At 71.0% G+C, this 24,029-nt stretch carries 26 protein-coding genes; 8 read left to right on the forward strand and 18 right to left on the reverse strand.

Annotation, left to right across the window (positions count from 1 at the left end; all coding sequences use genetic code 11):
* The 8 genes from ACIA47_RS07925 to pdxH form a co-directional block, all read right to left on the reverse strand.
* A partial coding sequence (locus tag ACIA47_RS07925) for a DDE-type integrase/transposase/recombinase (RefSeq protein ID WP_396706428.1) occupies positions 1-659 on the reverse strand: 659 nt, incomplete at its 3' end.
* A gap of 454 nt (positions 660-1,113) precedes the next feature.
* Complete coding sequence (locus tag ACIA47_RS07930) at positions 1,114-1,980, reverse strand: DUF4230 domain-containing protein (protein ID WP_350854005.1); 867 nt, start codon at positions 1,978-1,980, stop codon at positions 1,114-1,116.
* Positions 1,981-2,079: 99 nt separating this feature from the next.
* The gene (locus tag ACIA47_RS07935) at positions 2,080-3,243 is read right to left on the reverse strand and encodes an acyl-CoA dehydrogenase family protein (protein WP_396706430.1); all 1,164 of its coding nucleotides are present in this window, start codon (positions 3,241-3,243) and stop codon (positions 2,080-2,082) included.
* A gap of 44 nt (positions 3,244-3,287) precedes the next feature.
* Entirely contained in the window at positions 3,288-3,593 is a 306-nt protein-coding gene (locus ACIA47_RS07940; RefSeq protein ID WP_030329612.1) for a type II toxin-antitoxin system VapB family antitoxin, read from the reverse strand.
* Positions 3,594-3,780: 187 nt separating this feature from the next.
* Entirely contained in the window at positions 3,781-4,383 is a 603-nt protein-coding gene (locus ACIA47_RS07945; protein ID WP_396706432.1) for a nitroreductase family protein, read from the reverse strand.
* Positions 4,383-5,312: an aldose 1-epimerase family protein gene (locus tag ACIA47_RS07950; protein WP_203120297.1), complete on the reverse strand. Its 930-nt coding sequence runs from the start codon at positions 5,310-5,312 to the stop codon at positions 4,383-4,385. Before ACIA47_RS07950 ends, ACIA47_RS07945 begins: the two co-directional genes overlap by 1 nt.
* A 10-nt stretch (positions 5,313-5,322) precedes the next feature.
* Entirely contained in the window at positions 5,323-6,630 is a 1,308-nt protein-coding gene (locus ACIA47_RS07955; RefSeq protein WP_396706435.1) for an MFS transporter, read from the reverse strand.
* Positions 6,627-7,256 carry a pyridoxamine 5'-phosphate oxidase gene (gene pdxH / locus ACIA47_RS07960; protein WP_396707317.1) on the reverse strand — a complete coding sequence of 210 codons (630 nt, stop codon included), beginning with the start codon at positions 7,254-7,256 and terminating at the stop codon, positions 6,627-6,629. The genes ACIA47_RS07955 and pdxH overlap by 4 nt, the downstream gene beginning before the upstream one ends.
* 278 nt (positions 7,257-7,534) lie before the next feature.
* Here pdxH and ACIA47_RS07965 point away from each other — a divergent pair, with 278 nt between their 5' ends.
* From ACIA47_RS07965 to sepH, 3 genes are all read left to right on the forward strand, one after another.
* Positions 7,535-8,641, forward strand: coding sequence for a citrate synthase 2 (locus tag ACIA47_RS07965; RefSeq protein WP_124774249.1), 1,107 nt, complete (start codon positions 7,535-7,537; stop codon positions 8,639-8,641).
* 196 nt (positions 8,642-8,837) lie between these two features.
* Positions 8,838-9,965 (forward strand): phosphoserine transaminase, encoded by a 1,128-nt coding sequence (gene serC, locus ACIA47_RS07970; protein WP_396706437.1) that lies wholly within the window; start codon positions 8,838-8,840, stop codon positions 9,963-9,965.
* Positions 9,966-10,151: 186 nt separating this feature from the next.
* On the forward strand, positions 10,152-11,231 hold the full coding sequence (sepH, locus tag ACIA47_RS07975) for a septation protein SepH (RefSeq protein ID WP_203120300.1): 1,080 nt from the start codon (positions 10,152-10,154) through the stop codon (positions 11,229-11,231).
* A 54-nt stretch (positions 11,232-11,285) separates the two neighbouring features.
* Here sepH and ACIA47_RS07980 read toward each other — a convergent pair whose 3' ends face one another.
* On the reverse strand, positions 11,286-12,116 hold the full coding sequence (locus tag ACIA47_RS07980) for an alpha/beta fold hydrolase (RefSeq protein WP_396706439.1): 831 nt from the start codon (positions 12,114-12,116) through the stop codon (positions 11,286-11,288).
* Between the two features lie 15 nt (positions 12,117-12,131).
* Positions 12,132-12,797: a DUF4097 family beta strand repeat-containing protein gene (locus ACIA47_RS07985; protein ID WP_396706441.1), complete on the reverse strand. Its 666-nt coding sequence runs from the start codon at positions 12,795-12,797 to the stop codon at positions 12,132-12,134.
* 237 nt (positions 12,798-13,034) lie between these two features.
* Between ACIA47_RS07985 and ACIA47_RS07990 the strand changes: the two genes are divergently transcribed.
* Positions 13,035-13,802 (forward strand): helix-turn-helix domain-containing protein, encoded by a 768-nt coding sequence (locus ACIA47_RS07990; RefSeq protein WP_396706443.1) that lies wholly within the window; start codon positions 13,035-13,037, stop codon positions 13,800-13,802.
* On the opposite strand, the gene thpR is transcribed toward ACIA47_RS07990, so the two are convergent.
* The 5 genes from thpR to ACIA47_RS08015 all read right to left on the reverse strand — a co-directional run bounded on the left by thpR (position 13,772) and on the right by ACIA47_RS08015 (position 18,370).
* Positions 13,772-14,353, reverse strand: a complete 582-nt coding sequence (thpR, locus tag ACIA47_RS07995; RefSeq protein WP_396706445.1) for an RNA 2',3'-cyclic phosphodiesterase — start codon at positions 14,351-14,353, stop codon at positions 13,772-13,774. The genes ACIA47_RS07990 and thpR overlap by 31 nt on opposite strands.
* Before the next feature lie 13 nt (positions 14,354-14,366).
* Complete coding sequence (locus ACIA47_RS08000; protein WP_396706447.1) at positions 14,367-14,876, reverse strand: hypothetical protein; 510 nt, start codon at positions 14,874-14,876, stop codon at positions 14,367-14,369.
* A gap of 94 nt (positions 14,877-14,970) precedes the next feature.
* On the reverse strand, positions 14,971-16,254 hold the full coding sequence (locus tag ACIA47_RS08005; RefSeq protein WP_203120305.1) for an MFS transporter: 1,284 nt from the start codon (positions 16,252-16,254) through the stop codon (positions 14,971-14,973).
* Positions 16,255-16,326: 72 nt separating this feature from the next.
* Positions 16,327-16,776: a MarR family winged helix-turn-helix transcriptional regulator gene (locus ACIA47_RS08010; protein ID WP_030486369.1), complete on the reverse strand. Its 450-nt coding sequence runs from the start codon at positions 16,774-16,776 to the stop codon at positions 16,327-16,329.
* A gap of 115 nt (positions 16,777-16,891) precedes the next feature.
* Positions 16,892-18,370, reverse strand: a complete 1,479-nt coding sequence (locus ACIA47_RS08015) for an NCS2 family permease (RefSeq protein ID WP_396706450.1) — start codon at positions 18,368-18,370, stop codon at positions 16,892-16,894.
* A gap of 88 nt (positions 18,371-18,458) precedes the next feature.
* On the opposite strand from ACIA47_RS08015, the gene ACIA47_RS08020 reads away from it, so the two are divergent.
* Positions 18,459-18,704, forward strand: coding sequence for a DUF2530 domain-containing protein (locus ACIA47_RS08020; RefSeq protein ID WP_203120307.1), 246 nt, complete (start codon positions 18,459-18,461; stop codon positions 18,702-18,704).
* Between the two features lie 33 nt (positions 18,705-18,737).
* On the opposite strand, the gene ACIA47_RS08025 is transcribed toward ACIA47_RS08020, so the two are convergent.
* Entirely contained in the window at positions 18,738-19,577 is an 840-nt protein-coding gene (locus tag ACIA47_RS08025; RefSeq protein WP_112581830.1) for a DUF3027 domain-containing protein, read from the reverse strand.
* 88 nt (positions 19,578-19,665) lie between these two features.
* Here ACIA47_RS08025 and ACIA47_RS08030 point away from each other — a divergent pair, with 88 nt between their 5' ends.
* The 3 genes from ACIA47_RS08030 to ACIA47_RS08040 all read left to right on the forward strand — a co-directional run bounded on the left by ACIA47_RS08030 (position 19,666) and on the right by ACIA47_RS08040 (position 23,004).
* Complete coding sequence (locus ACIA47_RS08030; protein WP_203120308.1) at positions 19,666-21,267, forward strand: MFS transporter; 1,602 nt, start codon at positions 19,666-19,668, stop codon at positions 21,265-21,267.
* Positions 21,264-21,914: a futalosine hydrolase gene (locus tag ACIA47_RS08035; protein WP_112725243.1), complete on the forward strand. Its 651-nt coding sequence runs from the start codon at positions 21,264-21,266 to the stop codon at positions 21,912-21,914. The genes ACIA47_RS08030 and ACIA47_RS08035 overlap by 4 nt, the downstream gene beginning before the upstream one ends.
* A gap of 241 nt (positions 21,915-22,155) precedes the next feature.
* Entirely contained in the window at positions 22,156-23,004 is an 849-nt protein-coding gene (locus tag ACIA47_RS08040; RefSeq protein WP_396706453.1) for a 1,4-dihydroxy-6-naphthoate synthase, read from the forward strand.
* Here the strand turns inward: ACIA47_RS08040 and ACIA47_RS08045 are convergent.
* Both ACIA47_RS08045 and ACIA47_RS08050 read right to left on the reverse strand, forming a co-directional pair.
* Positions 22,965-23,351, reverse strand: a complete 387-nt coding sequence (locus tag ACIA47_RS08045; protein WP_196920747.1) for a cold-shock protein — start codon at positions 23,349-23,351, stop codon at positions 22,965-22,967. The genes ACIA47_RS08040 and ACIA47_RS08045 overlap by 40 nt on opposite strands.
* A 27-nt stretch (positions 23,352-23,378) precedes the next feature.
* Complete coding sequence (locus tag ACIA47_RS08050; RefSeq protein ID WP_091395288.1) at positions 23,379-24,002, reverse strand: HAD family hydrolase; 624 nt, start codon at positions 24,000-24,002, stop codon at positions 23,379-23,381.
* Between the last annotated feature and the right edge of the window lie 27 nt (positions 24,003-24,029).

Here is a 24,029-nt window from a genome sequence, read left to right on the forward strand (position 1 = left end):
TGGCGGTAGACGCCTAGCAGGTTCTGTAACTCGGTGAGGGTGCCGGGGGCGGGTTGGGTGCTCAGCCATTTCTTGAGGGTTTGGTGGTGGCGTTCGACCTTGCCGCAGGTCTGCGGATGGTAGGGGCTGGAGTTGATCGGCCGGACGTTGTGGTCCAGGAGGTACTGGACGAACGTGGAGATCGATCCAGGTCGGGTCAGCCTGCTGGTGAACGCGGTGCCGTTGTCGGACAACACGATCGCCGGGGCGCCGTACTCGGTGAACGCCTGTCTGAGCGTGGTGATCGCGCCTTCGGCGGTCTCCGCGATCGTCGCGTGAGAGCCGACGAGGGTGCGGGTGCAGTCGTCCAGGACGTCGAAGACCGCAGCGAGGTTGCCGTCGGCGAGCCGGACGTTCGTGGCGTCGATCTGGTAGCAATCCCGGGGCCGGGCGTAGGCGAACCGCCGAAACGAGCTGCGCGGCCGTTTCGCCGGGTTCCGTTCGAGCAGGTCATGCCGGGCCAGGACCCGGTTGATCGTCGACCTCGAGGGCACCCGCCACCCCGGAGCGGTAGCGTCGTGCACCTCGACCAGGGCGTCGTGGATGAAGTCGGCACCGTTGTCCAGACCGAGTTCGGCGCGCAGCTTGCAGATCCAGGCGTCCAAATCCGGCGGCGTCACCCGCGGACTGCTCTGCGGCCGCCGGGACCGCTCACGCCACTCTCCCTCGTCCCGGATCCGTGCCTGATGCCGATACACGGTACGGACCGACACACCATGCTCACGCGCGAACTCGGCCGCGTTGATCCGCACCCCAGCAACCAACTGGGCATCGAGCAGATTCAAGACATGCCGCCGAGAAGCCATGCCAGGCACCGTGTACCAGCACACCCAAGATCCCTACCAAGTGACACATGTATCGGGACTTCATCACTGACAGATGTCATGGGACTGAATAGTCACGCGCTGACGGAAACTGTCCAAGATTGCTCGTACCGCGGCCACACCGACATCTCAAACCCGGCAGGTAGGTGGCCAGAGAGCGGCTTGGGGCCGCAGGCCCACCCGCAGAGGCAGAGACGGAAACGCCCGCTCCGACGAGTCGGGGCGGGCGCTTCGACGTACGGGGGGCAGGTCAGGGAGCTATGTAGGTGACCGTTATCTGCTGGTAGCCGAGGGAGCGGAGCAGCCCCTCCAGCATCTTGCGGGTGTTCTCCTCGGCTCGGGCCGAGAGCCCGCTGTCGCGGGCGGCGGCGGTGATCCGGTCCTCGGCGAGCTGGTAGACCTGCTGCTGCCGGTTGGGGTCGTTGCCGACCAGGTCACCGAGTCGGTTGAGCAGACCGCGCTGCTCGGCGAAGACGTAGCTCTTCTCCATGTCGAGGTTGGTCTCACCGAGCTGCGGCGCGGGCAGCTTGATCTCGACGGACTTGCCGTCGGCCGACTGGACGACGGCACCCTCACCGATCTTGGTGAAGTCGACGTACGCCTCGACGCTGCCGGCCCCGACGAACAGGGTGCGCTCGTTGAGCAGGAAGTCTGGAACGTTGCGTCGGTCGTTCTGCGTGTCGACCACGACCTGGAAGTTGCCTTCCGCGGCCACGTAGCGGCTGAGGTCCTGGATCGACTTCAGCAGCGGTGGCTGACTGCGGTCGGTCTGCTCCTTGGCGAACGGGTTGCGGAACTCCGGCAGGATGCCGGTCGCCTGAATGCCGAGCAGGACGACCACGGCCAGCGCGGCGGCGCCGAGCAGCAGGAGCAGACCTCGGGCCGCCCCACCGCCACCGCCGGGGCCGTCGCCACCGCTCGTCGGGCCACCGGGACCACCGGGGCCTCCAGGCCCGCCGGGACCAGCAGGCCCGCCGGGACCGGCCGGCTCGCCGGGGCCACCCGGCGTATCCGTGGTCCAATCGGGTGTCGCGGTCGACCGCGCCTTGAGATCGTCACCGGTCGGGTAACCGGGGAACTCTCTCGTGGGCTCGTTGCTGCCAGCGTCGCGGGCCATCACGCTCACCGTCCTCGTCAGACACGTCGTCTGTCAATGACGGTACGGCCCCGATACGACAGTCGCGCGGCGAGCGCCAGGAAGCGACAAACGAGCAGGTCAGGCGAACGCGGAGAGCCCGGTGAGCCGCTGCCCGATGACCAGTTGGTGGATCTCGGAGGTGCCCTCGTAGGTCAGCACGCTCTCCAGGTTGTTGGCGTGCCGCATCACCGGGTACTCACCGGAGACGCCGTTGGCGCCGAGGATGGTTCGGCACTGCCGGGCGACGGCCAGGGCCTCCCGCACGTTGTTCAGCTTGCCCACGCTGACCTGCTCGGGCCGCAGCCGCCGGGCGTCGGCGAGCCGGCCCAGGTGCAGCGCAAGCAGTTGCCCCTTCACCAACTCGACGGCCATGTCGGCGAGCTTCGCCTGGGTGAGCTGAAAGCCGGCCAGTGGGCGACCGAACTGGATGCGGGTGCTCGCGTACGCCAGTGTGGTTTCCAGACAGTCGCGGGCCGCGCCGACCGCGCCCCAGACGATGCCGTAGCGGGCCTCGGTGAGGCAGCTCAGCGGCGCCTTCAGCCCGACCGCCTCGGGCAGTTGGGCGTCGGCCGGGAGCCGGACGTCGTCGAGCACGATCTCGCCGGTCACGGACGCGCGCAGCGACATCTTGCGGCGGATCTCCCGGGCCGTGACGCCGGGAGTGTCCATGGGTACGGCGAAACCCCGCACGCCCTCGTCGGTGCGCGCCCAGATCACCGCGACGTCCGCGATCGGGGCGTTGGTGATCCACATCTTCCCGCCGGTGAGCACCCAGTCGTCACCGTCGCGGCGGGCCCGGGTGGCCATCGAGGCGGGATCGGAGCCGTGATCCGGCTCGGTCAGGCCGAAGCAGCCGATCACCTCACCGGTGGCCATCGACGGCAGCCACCGTTGCTTCTGCTCCTCACTGCCGTAGCGCCAGATGGCGTACATGGCGAGCGATCCCTGCACGGAGACCAGGGAGCGGAGGCCCGAGTCGCCGGCTTCCAACTCCTGGCAGGCCAGCCCGTAGGCGACCGCGGAGGCGCCGGCGCAGCCGTAGCCGGTCAGGTGCATGCCGAGCAGGCCGAGCCTGCCGAACTCGCGGGCCAGCTCCCGGGCGGGCACCTTGCCGTCCTCGTACCAGTCGGCGACGTGGGGTCGCACCCGGTCGTCGACGAGCTGGCGGACGACGTCACGGATCTGCCGCTCCTCCTCGCTGAGCGACGGGTCCAGGTCGAGCAGGTCCAGCGCAGCGGTCACGGACGCCACCCTAACGGAGGTTCAGCGCGGGAAAGAAGGGCTCGTCACTCGATGGGCTCGGAGAGCACCAGCACCCGGGCGTGGATCTGGTTGCGCTGCTGGAGGGCGGCGCGCAGCGCCCGGTGCAGCCCGTCCTCCAGGTAGAGCCCGCCGTTCCACTGCACGACGTGCGGAAAGAGGTCACCGTAGAAGGTGGAATCCTCGGCGAGGAGCTTGTCCAGCGCCAACTCGCGCTTGGTGGTGATCATCTGATCCAGGCGCAGTGGCCTCGGCGGGATCTCCGCCCACTGCTTGAGCGTCAGATTGTGCTCCGGATAGGGACGCCCGTCCCGGACCGCTCTGAAGATCACGACGGCACGCTCCCCTCCCCGTGGCCGGGCCGACCGACGGCGCTGAGCCGGGCCGCGGCGGGCACCGCGCGGCGCGGCACCGATGACCGTGCCAGCCTAGCCGCCCAGCGCACGCTACGTTCTGCTCCCTGATGTCAGTTTCGCTATCGCTCGTCCGATCCTCAACCGGACGAACGGGACGTCCGCGTCAGTTCCACCGGCCGCGCCGCACGACCTCGTCCATCGGACGACGTCCACGGCGCAACGATGGTGACCGATGGTCGGCTGCACGGTAACCGATTGTGACGGCACCGATGGGTTGGTACTCCGCCGGCACGCCGAACGCGTCCCGGTAGGCGGGGAGCCGCTGCGGCGGAATGCCGAAGAAGCACGCCCCCAGCCCCTCGTCCACAGCGGTGAGCAGCATCAGCAACGCCGCGAATCCGGCGTCCACGTGCCAGTACGGCACCGGCCAGCGGTCCGTGGACTGATCCGTCCAGCCCTTGTCCGGCTCCGCGTACCGCCGCAGGTAGGCCGACTCGTTGGCGTGCGGCACCACGATCAGGGGTGCCCGGCGCATGCCCGCGAGCCAGCGTTCCCGCCCGCCGCCATCGGGGGTGGTGGCGGCCCAGAACCGGTCCCGATCGGCCAGCTCCTCCAACACCAGGAAGCCCCAGCCCTGGGCGAAGCCGGCCGACGGCGCGCGGACCGCGTGGCCGAGCAGCCGGTCCACCACGTCGGGCGGGACCGGGCGGTCCGGGTCGTAGTTGCGCACCATCCGCCGTCGGCGGACGACCTCGGCGAACTCCATCAGGCGCCGGGGCGGATGCCCCAGGCACCTCGCCAGGTGGTGCCGGGCTTGAGGGTGAGCAGGTCCTTCCCCGACCGGAACGCGTCCGGTGGGCAGGTCATCGGCTCGATCGCCACCGAGCGGCGGTGCCGTTCGCCGGTGAGGGCGTCCCCGGTGAACACCTGCCACCAGCCGAACTCGGCGTCCGCCCAGATGCTCACAGCGGTCGCACCGTCCGGCGCGGAGAGGCTCACCGACGAGCCGCCGTCAGCGTCCCGGATCACCTCACCGAAGCAGGCGTCCAGCACGGCCGCGCCGATCCGACGCGGGCTGGTCCAGTCGTACTCGGTGCCGGCCACCGGGGTCACCCCCACCGGCAGCAGCCGACCGTCCACCACCACCCGGCTCCGGGTGGGCAACCGCAGCACCAGGTCGTCCACAGCGACGCCCGGCAGTTGCAGGTACGGGTGCACCGAGAAGCCGAACGGGGCCAACTCCCCGCCGATGTTGGTCACCTCGTGCTCGGCACGCAGCCCGTCCGCGTCGACGCTCCACCGGCTGCGCAGCCGCAGCGGCCACGGGTAGCCGGGCTGCGGCGGCAGGTCGTAGCCGACCGTCACGGCGTCCGCCGCCTGCTCCAGCAACTGCCACGGCACCCAGTTGACCAACCCGTGGATGGCCACGTGCCGCTCCGGCTCGGTCAGCGAAAGCTGGTGCGTCCGCCCGTCGAACGAGTAGCGACCATCGCGGATCCGGTTCGGCCACGGTGCCAGCACCTGCCCGGTGCAACCGGGGCAGACCTCGTCGGTCTGGTACCCGTCGAGCAGGTCGACACCGTCGTGCCGGTACGTCCGGAGCCCACCGCCGACCTCCACGATGACGGCCTCGTGGCCGGCGGCGGAGATGGTCCACTGGGCGCCGGAGAACGGGCGCGGATCGGGGCTTTCCATGCCGGCGACCCTAACCGGTCAGGGTCCGGTTGTCGCTCGACGCCGTCCCCGCCCGGTAGCGCAGCAGCGCCGGGAACGCGACAGCGAGCACCACCACGAGCACCGCGGACGCGAGCCCACCGGCCACCCAGGCCACCCCGCCGCCGAACCCGGCGGCCATGGTGCCGGCGCGCAGATCACCCAGGCGTGGGCCACCCGCCACCACTACCGTGTTCACGCCCTGGAGTCGGCCGCGCATCCGGTCCGGTGCGTAGACCAGCAGCATCGACTGACGCAGCACCGCGCTGATCAGGTCGGCGGCGCCGGCCACGGCGACCAGCACGACCATCAGCCAGAGCTGGTGGGCCAACCCGGCCGCGGCGATCGCCAGGCCCCAGCCGACCACCGCGAGCACCAGGCCGAGCCCCTGGCGGCGGAGCCGGCCGATCCAGCCGGAGGTCAACCCACCGATCATCGAGCCGATCGCGATGGCGCTGTAGAGCAGACCGACCGCGCCACCGCCGCCGAAGCGTTCGTGCGCGATCTCCGGAAAGAGGGCCCGTGGCATGGCGAGGATCATCGCGATCAGGTCCACACCGAAGGACAGCAGCAGGACCGGGGTGGTGGCCAGGTAGCGGAATCCGTCGACGACGCTGGCCAGACCGGCACGCCGGGCCTGGCCGTCGGCGGTGGGCTCGGGCGGGAGCGAGGGCAGCCGCAGCGCGGCCCAGAGCATCGCGGTGAACAGCACCGCGTCCAGCCCGTAGGCGATCGGCAGGACCACAGTGGTGTCCGGCGAGGCCGAGAGGATCAGACCGGCGGCGAGCGGGCCGGCGACCGAGGCGGCGGTGAAGGTCGTGTAGTTCAGAGTGGTGGCGGACGCCACCAGGCCTTCCGGCACCAGCCGGGGCAGCATGGCGCTGCGGGCCGGCGAGCTGATCGCGAACGCCACCGACTGCAACGCCATCAACGCCAGCAGCAGCACCGGGCTGCCCACGTCCAGCACCGCCTGGAGCAGCAGCCCGAGAGTGGATGCCCAGAGCAACAATGAGCCGCCGAGCAGCACCGCACGCCGGTCACGGGCGTCGGCTATCGCGCCGCCCCAGAGCCCGAAGATCAGCAACGGTACGAAGGCAGCCACGCCCAGCAGGCCCACCCAGAACGAGTCCCGGGTCAGGGCGTACATCTCCACCGGCACCGCGACGGCGGTGAACTGGAAGCCGAACATCGCCACCGTGTTGCCGAGCCAGAGCCGGCGGTACGCCGGAACCCGCAGCGGGCGCACGTCGATCGCCCAGCGGCGCGCTTCGCGCGGCCGGGTCTCCCGCACACCCGTCACGGCGCCAACCGCTCGACGATCCAGCCACCCTCGTCGAGGCGACGGAAGCGGAGCCGGTCGTGCAACCGGCCGGCCCGACCCTGCCAGAACTCCACCGACTCGGGTTGGACCCGCAGCCCGCCCCACTGCGACGGGGTCGGGATCTCGGCCTGGTCGGCGAACCGCTCGGCCGCCTCCTGGTACCGCTGCTCCAGCGCCGCCCGACCCGACACCACCTGCGACTGGGGGCTGGCCCAGGCACCCAGTTGGGAGCCACGCGGCCGGCTGGCGAAGTACGCCTCGCTCGTGGCGCGGTCGACGTGCGCCACCCGCCCGGCGACCACCACCTGACGCTGCATGGGAAACCACGGAAAGACCAGGCTGGCGTACGGGTTGGCGCTCGCCTCGACGCCCTTGCGCGACAGGTGGTTGGTGAAGAAGACGAAGCCCTCCGGGTCGTACCCCTTCAGCAGCACCGTCCGTCCGCTCGGCCGGCCGGCCGGGTCGGCGGTGCCCACCACCATGGCGTTCGGTTCCGGTAGCCCGAAGGCCACCGCGTCGGCGAACCAGCTGTCGAACTGGGTGTGCCAGTCGGCGGCCAGGTCAGCCTCGGTCAGGCCCAGGTCCGCGGCGTACTCGTTACGCATCGCGGCCGGGGCGGGTGTGTCGCCCGTCACGTCCCCACTCCTTCTCGGGGGCCCCACCAGCACCCTCCCGCGCTGACCAGCCCACCCTGCCCAGTCTCACCGAGCCGGACGGAGAATGCGCGTCCGGGGATGTCGCGTGCAGCACAGTCGCAGCGGGTCGCGTATCCCTTACTCAGCAGGCAGTATGTTGCGAACACATCCCTGAGGGTCGCCTAAGGCGCTCGGCCGATCGGGCCGGATGAGCGATCGGGCGCACCGACCAGATCCAGGAGAGCGACATGGCCGATTTCAAACCCGGGCTGGAGGGCGTCGTCGCCTTCGAGACCGAGATCGCCGAACCTGACCGTGAGGGCGGTGCGCTGCGCTATCGCGGAGTCGACATCGAGGATCTGATCGGCCAGGTGTCGTTCGGCAACGTGTGGGCACTGCTGGTCGACGGCCGGTTCGGGCCCGGCCTGCCGCCGGCGGAGCCGTTCCCGGTGCCGGTGCACTCCGGTGACATCCGCGTCGACGTGCAGTCCGCGGTCGCCATGCTGGCCCCGTACTGGGGTCTCAACCAACTGCTGGACATCTCCGACGAGCAGGCCCGTGAGGATCTCGCCCGCGTCTCGGTGACCGCGCTCTCCTTCGTCGCGCAGTCCGCCCGCGGCCTCGGCCTGCCGGCGGTGCCGCAGAAGGAGATCGACAAGGCGCAGACCATCGTCGAGCGGTTCATGAAGCGCTGGCGCGGCGAGCCCGACCCGCGGCACGTCAAGGCCGTCGACGCGTACTTCATCTCCGCCGCAGAGCACGGCCTGAACGCGTCCACCTTCACCGCTCGCATCGTCGCCTCCACCGGGGCGGACGCGGCTGCCTGCATCTCGTCGGGCATCGGCGCCCTCTCCGGCCCGCTGCACGGCGGCGCCCCGTCCCGGGTGCTCAGCATGCTGGAGGCGGTGGAGCGCAGCGGCGACGCCGAGGGCTACGTCAAGGGCGTGCTCGACCGCGGCGAGCGGTTGATGGGCTTCGGCCACCGTGTCTACCGCGCCGAGGACCCGCGCGCCCGAGTGCTCCGGCGCACGGCCAAGGAGCTGGGCGCACCGCGCTTCGAGATCGCCGAGGCGCTGGAGAAGGCCGCCCTCGCCGAGCTTCAGGCCCGCCGCCCGGACCGGGTGCTGGCCACCAACGTCGAGTTCTGGTCGGCCGTCGTGCTGGACTTCGCCGAGGTGCCGGCGCACATGTTCACCTCGATGTTCACCTGCGCACGGATGGGTGGCTGGAGCGCGCACATCCTGGAGCAGAAGCGCCTGCAGCGGCTGGTCCGTCCGTCCGCCCGCTACATCGGCCCGGAGACCCGCAAGCCGTCCGACGTCGAGGGCTGGGCGGCCATCCCGCACGGCGTCTGAGCTGGTAGACAAGGGCCCCTCCTCGGCGCCGGACGTCGATGGGGGGCCCTTCTCGTCGGTTACCGGAGCCGACTGTGGCGAAGGACTCAGACCGACCGCCGGGACCCAGCCCATCGCCGTCCGGCCCGGGTGCGAGGATGAGGGCCGGCAGTGTCGCCGGGCCCGCCCTCGCCCTTGCGGAAGGATCTTCAAGACCGTGGCTGACGCACCGATCATCCGGATTCCCGATGAGATCAAGCCCGCCGATGGACGCTTCGGCTGCGGCCCGTCCAAGGTTCGCCCGGCGGCGGTTTCCGCTCTCGCCGAGGTCGCGACCAGCTATCTCGGCACCTCCCACCGGCAGAAGACGGTCCGTGACCAGGTGGCCAGGCTGCGCTCCGGCATCGCCGAGTTCTTTTCGCTGCCCGAGGGCTACGAGGTGGTGATCGGCAACGGTGGCACCACAGCGTTCTGGGAGGTCGCCACCTTCGGCCTGGTTCGCGACCGGGCCCAGTTCGCCAGCTTCGGCGAGTTCGGCGCCAAGTTCGCCAAGTCGGTCAAGGACGCCCCGTTCCTGGGTGAGCCGACCGTCCGCAAGGCCGACGCGGGCAGCGCGCCGACCCTGGTCGCCGAGTCCGGCGTGGACGCGTACGCGACGCCGCAGAACGAGACCTCGACCGGTGTGGCCGTCCCGATCAGCCGGGTGGCCGGTGCCGACGAGGGCGCACTGCTGCTGGTCGACGCGACCTCCGGCGCGGGTGGCCTGGAGGTCAACGTCGGTGAGACCGACGTCTACTACTTCGCCCCGCAGAAGTGCTTCGGCTCCGACGGCGGTCTCTGGCTGGCCCTGATGTCCCCGGCCGCACTGGACCGGGCCGCCGAGATCAAGGCGTCCGGGCGCTACATCCCCGCCTTCCTCGACCTGGTCACCGCGATCGACAACTCGCGGCTGGAGCAGACCTACAACACCCCGGCGCTGGCCACCATCTTCCTGGCCGCCGAGCAGACCGACTGGATGAACGCGCAGGGCGGCCTGTCCTGGGCGGCGAAGCGCACCGCCGAGAGCGCCGCCGCGGTCTACGGCTGGGCCGAGCGGTCCAGCGTGGCCACCCCGTTCGTCACCGACCCGGCGCTGCGCTCCAACGTGGTCGCCACCATCGACTTCGTTGACGGGGTGGACGCCACGGCGATCGCCAAGGCGCTGCGCGCCAACGGCATCGTGGACACCGAGCCCTACCGCAAGCTCGGTCGCAACCAGTTGCGGATGGCGCTGTTCCCGGCCGTCGAGCCGGCCGATGTCGAGGCGCTCACCGCGTCCATCGACTACGTGGTCGAGCGACTCTGACGTTCGGTCACGGTCGGTGTCCGTTGGGGCCTCCACGGACACCGACCGTGATCATCGCCGCAGCTCAGTCACGACATGCGGGGTGTCGCTTCCCCCACCCCGAGGCAGATGCGCGTACGGTGGTCCGAGACGCCTGGGTGGCCGACTCGTGGCGTACGGCCAGCGAAGCGGGACGGAGGCAACGTTATGCGCCCAGTACGCTTCGTCGCCCTCTCCGAGGACGGTCAGGCCCTGGTGCTCGCCGACGAGGTTGGGCGACTCCTCGCCCTGCCGATCGACGAACGCATCGCCGGCGTGATGCACCCCGAGCCGGGTGCCCCGCCGCTCGCGGTGGCACCGAGCACCGTCGACCTGACTCCCTCACTGTCCCCCCGGGACATCCAGGCCCGCATCCGCTCCGGTGAATCCGCCGAGGACGTCGCCCGGATCGCCGGAGTGCCGGTCGACCGCGTGCTGCGCTACGCCGGCCCGGTGCTTCAGGAACGGGCGATGCTCGCCCAGCACGCTCGGCGCACCCGGCTCAAGGGCGCGGAGAAGCCCACTCCGCTCGCCGAGGTGGTCAACGGCCGGCTGAGCCAGCACGGCATCGACACCGAGAAGATTTCCTGGGATGCATACCGGCGCGACGACGGCACCTGGCGGATCATCGCCACCTGGCCGTCCGGCAAGGCCACCGCGCAGGCCATCTGGGACATGGACAAGGCCCGGCAGGTGGTTACGCCGCACGACGACATGGCGCAGTACCTGTGCGCCGAGCGGCCCACGCCGATCCTCGGCCAGGAGCCGGCGCCGGAGCGGGGCGGGCACGCCCTGCCCGGTCCGTCGCGCGGTGAGCCGAGCCGTGGTGGGCACGGGTTGCCGGCGGCGTCCGAGCACCCGCGCCCTGGCCGGGATCCGATCCGAGCCGGCCGGGACGCGCTGCTCGCCTCACTGGACCGCCCGCTCGGTGGCTCGTCGGGTCGCGGCCTGGAGCCGCGTACCCCGGCTGCCCTGGCCGGGTCGGACGCGCCCCGGCAGCGGCCGGTCGGTGGGGGTGCCGCCGCGCTGCTCGGCGGTGGCCAGGGCTCGGCCTTCGACGACGATTCGGACGCGCCCAAGGAGGTGCCGGCCGTGCCGTCGCTGGCGGTGCTGCGGCCCCGCCGGACGGGCGCCGCGGCGGCCGCCGGCGGCGAGTCCACCGATGCCAACGGCAAGCCGCGCAAGCGGCTGCCGAGCTGGGACGACGTGCTCTTCGGCAGCGGCCCGGCCGCCCGCGAGTCTTCCTGACGCTTCGCGTTGACGGGTGACAGTGCGCCACCCGTCAACGCGAGCGTTCGGACCTCACCGAATGTCTCCGGCGCCGTTGCGATGAGGGGCGGCGACCCCGCGTACGGCCTCGGCGACGGCGCGGAAGTCCTTCTTGAGGATGGCACCGTGGTTGCTGGCGACCTTCGCGCTGATGGTGATGTGCGGGTTTCGGGCGGTCACCGCGTCGAGGCCGGCGCGGATCTGCTCCTGTTCGTCCCCGCGACTGCCCAGGGACGTTCCCGAGGCGACCACGTACCGCACCGGGACGGTGATGGCGTCCAGCACCGGGCCCAGTTCGCGCTCGCGGGAGAGTTCGCCGAGTTCGATGTTGCTGTCCGCCATCTGGTCGGCATTCATCCGTGGGGTCAGGCCGGTGGGGCGCAGCAGCGGCATGAACAGGTTCATCCGTCGGAACATCTTGCGGATCCGTTGCGCCATGGCCTCGTCGAGCCAGTCGTGCGGGAACGCGCCGTCGACCAGGACCGCGCCCAGGGCACGCTCCGGGTTCCGGTTGGCCCAGTGCGCCCCGACCACCGCCCCGTAGGACCAGCCCACCAGCACCGCCTGGTGCACCCCCCGGGCGGCGAGCACGGCGTCGACGTCCCGGACGGCCGCCTCGAAGGAGTAGTCGGCTGAGCGCTCCGACTTCCTGCCACGAGCCCGCTCGTCGTAGGTGATGTGCCGGAATTCGGTGCCCAGCTCGGCGATGACCCGCCGCCAGTAGCCCTGAGTGGCGAACTGGCCGTTGAGGTAGACCACTGGGATGCCGGGGCCGCCGGTGTCGGTGACGGCCAGGGCCGTGTCGTCGACCTGCACCATGCCGGTCCACGCGGAGCTGGCCGAGGACATGCTGTTGTTAGTCATCTCGATCCGTCCTTTTCAGAGGCTGCGGGCGTTGATGTCGCCGTGCAGGGTGCTGGCGTGGATGTCGAGCTCGACGGTGCCGTCGTTCTTGAGGGCGTTGCTGACACGGCCGTTGCCGGTGCCGGCGTCCAGGGCGGCCGAGACGCCGGCCGCCGCCGCGACCGAGATGTCGCCGGACTGGGTACGGAGGACGACAGTGCCGCGCATGGCCTCGGCGACAGTGATGTCACCCCGGGCGGTGCTGATCTCGGCGGAGCCGTTGAGCCGGCCGACCTCGACGTCGCCGTCGATCGCGGTGAGGCGAACGCTCGCGGCCTCGTCAATCTTGATTTCCCGGTACGCCCCGTCGAAGGCGACGTCGCCGAGGCGGCCGACGGCCCGAAGCTCGGCGCTGGCGGCCCTGCCCTCGACGTGGGAGTCGGCGGGCACCCGGACGGTGACCTCCAGGGAGCCGGAGGGGCCGAAGAGCTTGTTGATGGGACGTGCGGTCGTGATTCGCAGGACGCCGTCGGCGTAGGCGACGGTGGTCTGCTCGGCGGCCCTCGTGTCGCTGCTCTTGGCGGGGTCGGCCGGGAGGATCTCGACGGTGGTGTCGGCGCGGTCCGCGGCGATGAGTTGGATGCGTCCGGCGGGGATGTCCAGGACGGCGGAGATGGGGGCGGGTGTGGCGAACGTCTGCATCGTGCTCTCCCAGGTCGGTGCGTGTTTCCGATGTGGGAAACGCTACGTTGCTTTCCAGTTTTTGCAACTACCGTGTTGCAGTTAAATTGCGTTCTAGCTGTTCAGAGTCGTGCAATCGTTGCAACGACTCTGAACATAATGCAACGCCGTTCCCGTCGTCGTTGCATTGACGTGTGGGTTAACGCTATGGTGACGGGGTCGGGGCCGCCGCCCTACGGGACCACGAGGGAGATCGCGATGCCGGGAGGCAGGCTCACCCAGCAGGAACGCCAGCAGATCGCACTGGGGCTGGCCGACAGCCTCCCCTACGCCGAGATCGCCCGACGCCTCGACCGTCCGACCTCGACGGTCACGCGCGAGGTGATGCGCAACGGCGGCCCCACCGGCTACCGCGCCGATCTGGCCCACCACGCGACCGAGCGCCGCGCCCACCGGCGCAAGCCCGCCTCTCCCCGTGGCGCAGAGGCGGCTTCCCGACCAGACGGACGCGACGCCCAGGCCATTGCCGACTATGAGGACGCGTTCACCACCGTCCTCATGGCCTCCGGTCTGAACAAGATGGGGGCCCGGGTGTTGACCAACCTGTTCCTCACCGACTCGGGCAGCCTCACCGCGTCTGAGCTGGCCCGGCGCCTCCAGGTCAGCCCGGCGTCGATCTCCAAGGCGATCACCTTCCTGGAGAGCCAGAGCCTCGTCCGCCGCGAACGCGACGAACGCCGCCGCGACCGCTACGTCGTCGACAACGAGCTCTTCTACCAGGCGACGATCGCCAGTGCTCGGGCCAACGACCATCTCGTCGTGACCGCACGCCGGGGTGTCGCTCTCCTCGGCGCGCACACCCCCGCCGCCGCCCGACTGGAGAACATCGCCCGCTTCCTCGACTTCATCAGCGAGTGCATCACCCGCGCCGCCGAGCAGGCCCGCGAGGTTCTCCGCAGCAGGCCTCCCACCGCGACCAGCCACGTGCCGCCGGGTCACAGCGACCAGGCGGCAATCCGCTCGTAGCGCGGTCGGCCGCCGCCGAGGTAGCTGCGCACCAGCAGCAGCTCCGACGCAGGCCACGATGGCCCTTCGTACCCGTCCAGGCTGGCCCGGTCGGCCTCGATGTCGGCAGGGTCCATCCGGTCGCCGGGCCGGGCGACGGTCAGGTGGGGCCGAAACGGCTTCTCGTCGCACGGCAGCCGGCCGTGGCTCAGCCGGGACCGAATCAGCCCGGCCAGCAGGTGCAACGCCTCTATCTCCCCGCGCAGGTCCACCCACAGCAGCGTGGATCGGCCCCGGCCGAACCGGCCACCGCCGCCGAGACTCAACCGGGGTGCGGCGCCCCGGCCGTCCCGGAACCCCTCGGCGGCCAAGCCGAGCGCACTCTCCACCTCGACCAGCCGGTCAGACTCGACAGCGCCGAGGAATGCCAGTGTGAGGTGCAGGTCAGCCGGGTCGGCGAGCCGGACGTTGACGCCAGCGGCGGTCGCCGCCGCGACGCGCAGACGGGCGACCTGTACGCCGAGGTGATTGACCGCCTCGACGGACGGGCGGACCGCGACGAAGAGTCGCACAGCGTGCGGCCGCTCAGCGGTGCCGCTGCCGAAGCCCAGCCCGGGCCGCCGGAAGGGCCAGCCCGGCGGCTTGCAGCACGCCCTCCACCCGGACCCGCTCGATCTCCTGATCGACGCCCTCCAGCTCGGCGAGGTGTTCGGCGATGCCGAGGGCGCGACAGGCGAGACGAAGCCGGTCGTCGTACGCCTGGAGCAGCGCGCTGTGCCAGACCATCGATCGACCGCCGCCGCCGATCCGCTGACCGCCGAGGCGGCGTAGGTCGGCGGCGAGCTGCTCCAGCGGCCGGCGGTCTACGCTGTCGAACTCGCTGAGGTCGATGTCCCGGGTCAGCGCGTCGGCCTCGATGGCACGGTCGAGACGGGCGATCGTGCGCTTCTCCCGTCGGCGGTCACGCCACTCGGACCAGCCGCAGACCACCCGGTCGACAATCTCGTCGTAGCAGAAGATCAGGGCGAATGCCGTCGGCAGCGTGGCCACGGCGAGGAACGCCAGGGCCAGCATCAGCGCGCGTCCGACTCCCACATATCGACGCTAAGCCCCACCGTGCCACCCCGCCACCGGTTTCGCCGCATCCGCGCGATTCGCGCAACCGGACGCGGCCCGGCCGCCTTGAACCTCAGCAGTCGGTGGAGGTGACGTAGAAACGGGGCATCGGCAGCACCCGGAAACGCAGCCGGGCACCGGAGTGCCGGAGCTGCCAGGTGAGCGCGATCACCGCGGCGGCCAGCGAGATGAGCCCGCCCATCCAGATGCTGGCACCGGCACCGTAGTGCTCGGCGACCCAGCCGATCAGCGGCGCGCCGACCGGGTTGGTGCCCAGGAACACCAGCACCCACAGGGCCATCACCCGTCCCCGGAAGGCCGCGTCGACGCCCATCTGGATCCGCTGGTTGGCGGCCTGGGCGAAGAAGACCATGCAGAAGCCGGTCGGCACCAGCAGCGCCACGACCAGCCAGTACGCCGTGGAGAGGCCGACCAGGGTGCCGAAGCTGGCGCAGGCGATCGCCGCGCCGAGCACTAGCCACACCGACGGGCGGCTACGCCGACCGGTGCCACTGAGCGCGCCGCCGAGCGCGCCGACGGCCAGTGCCGTGCTGAACAGGCCGAAGGAGGCGGCGCCGGTGTGGAAGACCGTCTTCGCCAACGCGGCCAGGGTGAGCTGGAAGTTGAACAGCGACATGCCGATCACCGACATGATCGCCATCGGCAGCAGCAGGTCGGGTCGGCGCCACACGTACCGCAGCCCGTCGACGACCCGGGCGGACGCCCGCTCGTCACGGGGCAGCAGGGCGTCGCGATGCAGGTCGGTCGTACGCATCCGGACGACGTTGACCAGGGGCGCGACCGAGCTGAGGGCGGTGAAGAGGAAGACCGGGCCCACGTCGAACGCGGCGATGGCCAGGCCGGCGACGGCCGGGCCGACGATCCGGGCGGAATTGAACACCGCGGCGTTCAGCGACAGCGCGTTGGGCAGCAGCGGCGTGCCGACCAGTTCGGAGACGAACGCCTGCCGGACCGGGGTCTCCACCGCGTTGGCCGTGCCGAGCAGCGCGGCGAAGGCGAAGACGTGCCAGAGCTGCACCAGGTCGGTGAGAACCAGCACCGCCATGCCGAGTGCCAGCAGGCTCCAGAAGGCGTTGGCGGCGAAGAGCAGCACCCGCTTGTCGTACCGGTCGGCGAGCCGGCCGGAGAGCAGGGTGAGCAGGAGCACCGGGGTGAACTGGCAGGCGGTGACCACGCCGAGCGCGGTCGCCGAGTTGTTGGAGAGCTCGAGGACGAGCCAGTCCTGGGCGATGAACATCATCCAGACGCCGATCAACTTGATCAGCTGCCCGGATGCGAAGAGGCGGTAGTTGCGGACCTGTAGGGACTGGAACATCGTGCTCAACTTCGCCTGCACTCTTGGTGCGCCTCCTCCGGACGTACGCGTCATCGACACGTGACGGCACGGACCCGGTGGCGCGGGTACGGCTCAGGCGCGAGCGAGCTGCTGAAGAATCTCGGCGGCCCTCTGCAGGGTCTCCCGTTCGTCCTCGTCGAGTGCGGCCAGCCGGTGGGCCAGCCACTCGTCGCGGGCCCGCTCGAACTGGTCGAGCACGGCCTGCCCTCCCTCGGTCGCCGCGAGGATGACCTGCCGCCCGTCGGTCGGATGGGGTGTCCGCCGCACGAGGCCGCGGTCCTCCAACTTCCCGACGATCTTGGTCATCGTCGGCGGCTGCACCCGCTCCACGTCGGCCAGTTCCCGGGGTGTCATCGCGCCTGCCAGCCGCAGGCTGGTGAGCGCGGAGACCTGGGTGACCGTGAGGTCGCCGACCGGTCGGGCCTGTCGGACCCGCCGGTTGAGTCGGGTGATCGCATCACGCAGCTGGGGAGCCAGCTGCGCCGGTGGCACGCGTTCCGCCGTCACCGTCCGCTCCGTCACAGTAGTTAGCTTAACTAATGAGCATGGCTAACGACATCCGTTATGACCAGGCTCACGAGGGGATTCAGATGGTACGGGCGGGGAATCGGTGATCGATTCCCCGCCCGTACGTGCCTCAGAGCACCAGGGACTCGATCGGCCCACGCAGGAAGTACAGCACGAACAGCGCTGCCACCCCGTACAGCAACGGGTGGATCTCCCGCGCCTTGCCCCGCGCCAACTTGACCACCACGAAGGTGATCAGACCAGCGCCGATCCCGTTGGAGATCGAGTAGGTGAACGGCATCAGCACGATGGTGAGGAACGCCGGAATGGCGATCTCGTAGTCGGACCAGTCGATCGTCCGCACCGCGGTCATCATCAGGAACCCGACCACCACCAGGGCCGTCGACGCCGCCTCGAACGGCACGATCACGACCAGCGGCGCCAGGAACATCGCGAGCAGGAAGAGCGCGCCGGTGACCAGGTTGGCCACGCCGGTCCGGGCACCCTCCGCGACACCGGCGGCGCTCTCGATGTACGACGTGTTGCTGGAGGTGCTGGCCGCACCACCGGCCGCCGCCGCGATCGAGTCGACCAGCAGGATCTCCTTGGCCTTCGGCGGGGTGCCCTGCTCGTCGAGCATGCCTCCCTCCTGGCCGACCGCGACCATCGTGCCCATGGTGTCGAAGAAGTCCGTGATCAACAGCGTGAAGACGAACATCAGCACGACCAGCCAACCGGCCCGGCCCCACGAGTCCAGCACGTTGAACTTGCCGAGCAGCGACAGGTCCGGCAGGTCGACCACCGACTTCGGCAGCTCCGGCACGTTCAGCGACCAGCCCTTCGGGTTGGGCTGACCGTTGACGAACGACGGGCCGATGTTGCCGATCGCCTCCACGATCACCGCCAGCACCGTCGAGGCGAGGATGCCGATCAGGATCGCGCCCTTCACCTGACGGACCACCAGCACCAGCGTGATCAGCAGGCCCACCACGAAGACCAGCATCGGCCAGCTCACCAGCTTGCCGCCGATGCCCAGGCCGACCGGAACGGTGGTGTTGGCATCATCCGGGATGCGCCGGACGAAGCCGGCGTCCACCAGGCCGATGATGGTCAGGAACAGACCGATGCCGACGCCGATCGCGCTCTTCATCTGGGTCGGCACCGAGCGGAACACCGCGGTCCGCAGACCGGTCAGCACCAGCACCGCGATGATCAGACCCTCGATCACCACCAGACCCATCGCGTCGGCCCAGGTCATCTCGGGGGCGATCTCGTACGCCACCAGGGCGTTGACACCCAGACCGGCGGCGAGCGCCAGCGGGAACCGGCCGACCACACCCATCAGGATGGTCATCAGGCCGGCAACCAGCGCGGTCGCGGCAGCCAGCGCGGGGATCGGAAGGGTCTTGCCGTCACCGTCGACGGCACCGCCAAGGATCAGCGGGTTGAGCACCACGATGTACGCCATCGTGAAGAAGGTCGCCAGGCCACCGCGTACCTCACGGCTCAACGTCGAGCCACGGGCGGAGATCTCGAAGAAACGGTCGAAACCGTTACGCGGATGAGCGGGGTTGGGAGGTGTGCCGTTCTCGGGCGGCGCTACGGCCATCAGGTCCTCGCAGGTGATCTTCCAGTTGTCGCGCGCATCGTCCCAGATCGTCGGTGGGCAGGGGAAGTAGATCCCGTACGCTTGCCGAATGCCGAACGAGCAGCCACCGCGGCCCGCACCACTGGATCCGCCGATGGTGCCGTTCGCCCTCGCCGGGTTGATCGCGTGGGCGGTGGCCGGGCTCGTCCTGCTGATCTTCTTCCGGGGCTGGCTGACCGACCACGATCACCAGAACTGGCTCTGGACCTGCCTCGCCGGTTTCCTGTGGGGTTTCCCGGGCCTCGCCGTGATGATGCGGCACGACGCCAACCGACGCCGCCGCCGGGCGAGGTGAGCTGGCCGCGCCGGAGCACTCCGGTGCGGACGATCAGGAGTGCCCGTACGGCTCCGCCGGCTCAGCCGCCTCCACCGAGCCCGGAGCCCGGCTGACCGACATGGCCTCCACCGCGCTGTCGTCGTACACCGTGGGCAGCTCGTCGACAGCGGTCTCGGCCGCCTCGATCAACGTTTCGGAGTGGGCGCCGCAACCGTGATCGGCGCTCACCACCCGGCCGTCGTCGGGAGCGTAGAAGTTGCCGCACGCTCCGAAGGCCTGCCGCATCGCACCGGCCAGCGGCAGGTAGAAGCCGCAGGTGCCGCAGCGGGCGGCGGACGGTGCGGCGGTCGAAATGGCCGCGGCGGGGCCGTGGTCACCTTCGTACCAGCGCTGTGCCGTGTCGATGCGGCCCTCCCGGGAGAGCACCCGGGCGCGCCCGAGGCCCAGCTCCCACGCCGTCTCCTCGACCGCCGGGTCGTCGGAGAGCAGGTAACCGGGGACCAGTCGATCGTCGTCGGGCGAGGTCGGGAGCAGGTCGCCCGGGCCCAGGTCGCCCGGCTTGAGCCGCTCCTGCCAGGGCAGCCAGCCGGGCGCGAGCAGCGCGTCCGGGCCGGGCAGCAACACCGTCTCGCAGATGGTCACCGTCTTGCTGCGCGGCACCCGGGTGACGGTGACCGCCCACCGCCAGCCGTTGTAGCCGGCGAGGCGACATTCGAAGTAGTGGGTGACCAGCCGATCACCCTCGGCCACGACCTGCAGGTGGTCGCCGACATCGTCGGCGTCCACCTCGGTGATGCCGGCGCGGGCCACCTCGACGGCGGCGGCGCAGACCTGGTCGAGACGGGCGGCACGGGTGGAGGCGGGCCTGGTCACCCGACCATTGTTCCCCATGCGCCTCGCAGGGGTGACAGGGACTCCCGGGGAACCTTTCCCAGCGGTGGTGCGGCGTACCCGGATCAGATGGGCGAGGATGGTGCACATGCCGTCGTACTCCCGCTCCGGGCGTTCCGTCCTCGGGCGGACCGTCGGCACCGGCATTCGCGCCGTCCGTCTGCTGTTTCGCGGTTCGCTGGGCAGCGGCCGCTGGGTGACCCGCCGGGCCGGGCGGGCCCGAGCCCGGGGTGCCGGCGGCGAGGTCGGCATGGTTCGCCTGTTCGACCTGCACGCGCTCTCCTGTGCCGGCGACACCCTGATCGCCATCGGTCTGGCCGGCACGATCTTCTTCAACGTGCCGCTCGGTGAGGCCCGCAGCAAGGTCGCGCTCTACCTGCTGGTGACCATGGTGCCGTTCGCGATGCTCGCCCCGGTGGTGGGCCCGCTGCTGGATCACTTCCGGCACGGCCGGCGGTACGCCCTGGCCGCGACGATGCTCGGCCGCGCCTTCCTGGCCTGGTTGATCTCCGACTACATCCACGGCTTCGGGCTCTACCCGGCCGCGTTCGGGGTGCTCGCGCTCTCCCGGGCGTACGGCGTGGCCCGCTCCGCGGCGGTGCCCCGGTTACTGCCGGAGGGGCTCGGCCTGTCCCAGGTGGGTGCCCGGGCCAGCGTCTACGGCACGGTCGCGGGTGCGCTGGTGGCCCCGATCGGGTTGGCCGCGTTCTGGTTCGGGCCGCAGTGGCCGCTCCGGGTCGCGTCGTTGATCTTCCTGGTCGGCATGGTGATCTCGTTGCGGCTGCCGCCGAAGGCCGACTCGGAGCCACCGGAGCGCGTCCCCCGGCCACTGCGCGCGCTGGGCCGCCGCCGCGGCGACCGGCCGCTGGGCCGGGGCCGACCGTCCGGCCGGCTGGTGATCGCCACCCTGATCGGCGCGGCGACGCTACGCGCGCTCTACGGCTTCCTGCTGCTCTTCCTCGCCTTCGCGATCAAGAAGGGCGACCTGACCACTGTGGTGTTCGGCCGGGAGCTGGGCGCCGAGTGGGCGTTGGGCGTGGTCGGCGGCGCGCTCGCGGTCGGCACCTTCCTGGCCACCGCCATCGGGACCCGACTGCGCATCCACCGGCCCACCGCCATCCAGTCCAGCAGCATGATCATCGTGGCCGGGGTGGCGGTGCTCGCCGTCATCCAGTTCTCGCTGCTGATGGTCGCCCTGCTCTGCCTGGTCGCCGCGCTGGCCAGCGGGATAGCGAAGCTGGCGGTGGACGCCTCGATCCAGGAGCGCATCCCGGAACGGTTGCGGGCCAGCTCCTTCGCCCACTCCGAGACGGTGCTGATGCTCGCCTTCGTCGCCGGCGGCGGGCTCGGGCTGGTGCCGTTCGATGGTCGGATGGGCATCGCCGTGGCCGCCGGGGTCGGCGTACTGGCCGCGACCCGGGGTGTGCTGGCCGCCGCCCGGCTGCGCGGCGAGAAGCTGGCCGGCCGACCGCTCGGTGACGACGAGCTGACCGAGGACGAGCCGGCGGACGAGCCCGGGGACCCCACACCAACCTCACCGGCGCCGGCCCGGACCAGCTCACCGCAGTACGACGACCCGAGCCCCGCCCCGCCGGGCTACCACATCTACCGCCCGTCGTCGGCTGTTGGCGGCCCGGGTGGCGGGGTCGACGACGAAACCCGCCGCGAGTCCCCCGGCTCACTCTCGTGACCGGTCTGCTGGTGGTGACGGCGGTTCCAGCCGAGGCGGACGCGGTCCGCGCCGGGCTGACCGACCCCACAGTGACCGTCACCCCGATCGGTGTGGGTCCGGCCGTCGCCGGTGCCGCCACCGCCCGGCTGCTGGCGCTGGCCGAGGCCGCTGGCCGCCCGTACCGTGCGGTCGTCAGCGCCGGCGTGGCCGGCGGCTTCACCGGGCGAGCCGAGGTCGGCGACACGGTCCTCGGCACCGCCAGCATCGCCGCGGACCTGGGCGCCGAGTCGCCCGACGGCTTCATACCGGTCGACGAGCTGGGCATGCCGCCCGCGCTGCTGGGTGCGGGCAGCAGGGTACCGGCGGACCCGGGTCTGCTGGCGGCACTGCGAGCCGCCCTCCCGACGGCCACGGCCGGTCCGGTGCTCACGGTCAGCACCGTCACCGGCGCCACGGCCAGCACCGACGAGCTGCGCCGGAGGCATCCGGAAGCGGTCGCCGAAGCCATGGAGGGGTACGGCGTGGCGGTCGCCGCAGCGCAGGCCGGGGTGCCCTTCGCCGAACTGCGCACCATCTCCAACCCGATCGGCCCCCGCGACCGGGACGCCTGGCGGCTGCGCGAGGCCCTGGCGGCCCTGACCGCAGCAGCCCCGGCACTACGCTGACCCGGGCGACGTTCAGGAGCTATCAACACCCTGCGCCAGGCTGTGGACAAGGCTGTGGACAACCTCTTCGACCGGTGGATTACCTGCTCCCGCGATCCCTTTGGAGCTGAATCGTTTGCGGCATCAGCTCCAGGGAGACTCGGGCGGGTGCTCGGCCTTGCTGTGCCAGTCATCCCGGTCGCGAATCACACTCGCCGGGTGGGCACGCGCCCCGGGGGGAGGGCGGGGCTACCGTGAGGGTGTGGCGCTCTCCCTGGCGATCTCGCCCTGCCCCAACGACACGTTCGTCTTCCACGCGCTGGTGCACGGGCGGGTGCCCGGCGCCCCGCCGGTCGAGGTGACGTACGCCGACGTGGACGTCACCAACACGGCGGCCGAGCGCGGCGCGTTCGACCTGGTGAAGGTGAGCTTCGCGGCGCTGCCCTGGCTGCTCGACGACTACCACCTGCTGCCCTGCGGCGGCGCCCTCGGTCGCGGTTGCGGTCCGCTGGTGCTCACCCGGGGCCACCGTGACGGCGGGCCGGACCGCACCGACCTGACCGGTGCCACGGTGGCGGTGCCGGGCGACCGGACCACCGCGTACCTGCTGTTCCGGCTCTGGTCGGCTGGGCGACCGCCGGCCCGGATCGAGGTGGTTCCGTTCCACGAGATCATGCCGGGCGTGGCGGCTGGGCGCTACGACGCTGGGCTGGTCATCCACGAGGCTCGGTTCACCTACCACCGGCACGGCCTGAGCGCCCTTGTCGACCTCGGCGAATGGTGGGAGGCCGACACCGGCCTGCCCATCCCCCTCGGCGCGATCCTGGCCCGACGCGGGGCGGTCGACCCGGAGGCCGCGGCCGGCTGGGTCCGCGAGTCGGTCCGGCAGGCCTGGGCGGACCCGGCGGCCAGCCGGGAGTACGTGCTGGCGCACGCCCAGGAAATGGAGCTCGACGTGGTCGACCGGCACATCGGCCTCTACGTCAACGAGTTCACCGCGGACCTGGGCGAGGCCGGTTTCGCTGCGGTGGCGGCACTGCTCGACCGGGCCGCCACCGCCGGCCTGGTGCCTCAGACCTCCAGCTCGCGGGCCACCGCGTGGACCAGCTGAGCGATCTTCTGCGCGGCCTTCTTGTCCGGGTACCGACCCCGGCGCAGGTCCGGCTGGACCTTCGCCTCCAGCACCTTGATCATGTCTTCGACCAGGCCGTGCAGTTCCTCGGCCGGCCGACGGCGCAGCTCCGACATCGACGGCGGCGCGTCCAGCAGCTTGACCCCCATGGCCTGCGCGCCCCGGCGGCTGTCCACCACGCTGAAGTCGACCCGCTGGCCACCCTTGAGGTCGGTGACACCCGCCGGCAGCGCCCCCTTGGGCAGGAACACGTCGCCGCCCTCGTCACTCGTGACGAAGCCGTATCCCTTGGCCGTGTCGTACCACTTCACTCGACCCGTAGGCACCTGAAAACCCCTGCTTCACTTGAGCCGCTACTGCTCCAAGGCTAGCTGGATCATCCCGTCGAGCGCCGCTGGGAATTCGGTGAGCTCGTCCAGCACCACTTCCGCGCCGGCCGCGCGCAGCTCGTCGGAGGAGCAAGGGCCGGTCGCCACACCGATGCCGGGCACCCCGGCCGCTGCCGCCGCCACCATGTCCGCGACATGGTCACCGACGTAGTGGGTCGCGCCGTGCTCCCGCAGAGCTGTCGCCTTCTGCTCGGCGAACAGGTCGCCGGCCAACTCGTCGACAGTGAGACCGAGGTGGTCCAGGTGCAACCGGGCCAGCCGGCCGATCTTGGACGTGACGACCAGCACCCGGCCACCCCGCGCACGGATCGCGTCGATGGCCTCCCGCGCGCCGGGCAGCAGAAGCGTCGGGGTGATCGCGTACGCCGGGTAGAGCTCGCGATACACCCGCACGGCCGACTCGACCTGCTCCGGCGGGAACCAGTGCGCGATCTCGGTACGCAGCGGCGGCCCGAGCCGGGACACCGCCAGTTCGGCGTCGACCGGCACACCGGTCCTCGCGGTCAGCGCCCGGTACGCCGCGGCGATGCCGGGACGGGAGTCCACCAGGGTCATGTCGAGGTCGAATCCGACGGTCAGTGCGGGCATGTCGAGAAACGTACCGGCTACTCCCGG

Source organism: Micromonospora sp. NPDC051227, from assembly GCF_044455385.1.
Classification (GTDB): domain Bacteria; phylum Actinomycetota; class Actinomycetes; order Mycobacteriales; family Micromonosporaceae; genus Micromonospora.

Excerpts from the sequence above, each read along its gene's own strand:
- ACIA47_RS07985 (WP_396706441.1), bottom strand. The coding sequence starts at position 12,797 with ATGCAGACGTTCGCCACACCCGCCCCCATCTCCGCCGTCCTGGACATC.
- pdxH (WP_396707317.1), bottom strand. The coding sequence starts at position 7,256 with ATGCGTAACGAGTACGCCGCGGACCTGGGCCTGACCGAGGCTGACCTG.
- ACIA47_RS08050 (WP_091395288.1), bottom strand. The coding sequence starts at position 24,002 with ATGCCCGCACTGACCGTCGGATTCGACCTCGACATGACCCTGGTGGAC.
- ACIA47_RS08015 (WP_396706450.1), bottom strand. The coding sequence starts at position 18,370 with ATGGCCGTAGCGCCGCCCGAGAACGGCACACCTCCCAACCCCGCTCAT.
- ACIA47_RS07980 (WP_396706439.1), bottom strand. The coding sequence starts at position 12,116 with ATGACTAACAACAGCATGTCCTCGGCCAGCTCCGCGTGGACCGGCATG.
- ACIA47_RS07990 (WP_396706443.1), top strand. The coding sequence starts at position 13,035 with ATGCCGGGAGGCAGGCTCACCCAGCAGGAACGCCAGCAGATCGCACTG.
- ACIA47_RS07965 (WP_124774249.1), top strand. The coding sequence starts at position 7,535 with ATGGCCGATTTCAAACCCGGGCTGGAGGGCGTCGTCGCCTTCGAGACC.
- sepH (WP_203120300.1), top strand. The coding sequence starts at position 10,152 with ATGCGCCCAGTACGCTTCGTCGCCCTCTCCGAGGACGGTCAGGCCCTG.
- ACIA47_RS08030 (WP_203120308.1), top strand. The coding sequence starts at position 19,666 with ATGCCGTCGTACTCCCGCTCCGGGCGTTCCGTCCTCGGGCGGACCGTC.
- ACIA47_RS07930 (WP_350854005.1), bottom strand. The coding sequence starts at position 1,980 with ATGGCCCGCGACGCTGGCAGCAACGAGCCCACGAGAGAGTTCCCCGGT.
- ACIA47_RS07945 (WP_396706432.1), bottom strand. The coding sequence starts at position 4,383 with ATGGAGTTCGCCGAGGTCGTCCGCCGACGGCGGATGGTGCGCAACTAC.
- ACIA47_RS08025 (WP_112581830.1), bottom strand. The coding sequence starts at position 19,577 with ATGGGGAACAATGGTCGGGTGACCAGGCCCGCCTCCACCCGTGCCGCC.
- ACIA47_RS07950 (WP_203120297.1), bottom strand. The coding sequence starts at position 5,312 with ATGGAAAGCCCCGATCCGCGCCCGTTCTCCGGCGCCCAGTGGACCATC.
- ACIA47_RS08020 (WP_203120307.1), top strand. The coding sequence starts at position 18,459 with ATGCCGAACGAGCAGCCACCGCGGCCCGCACCACTGGATCCGCCGATG.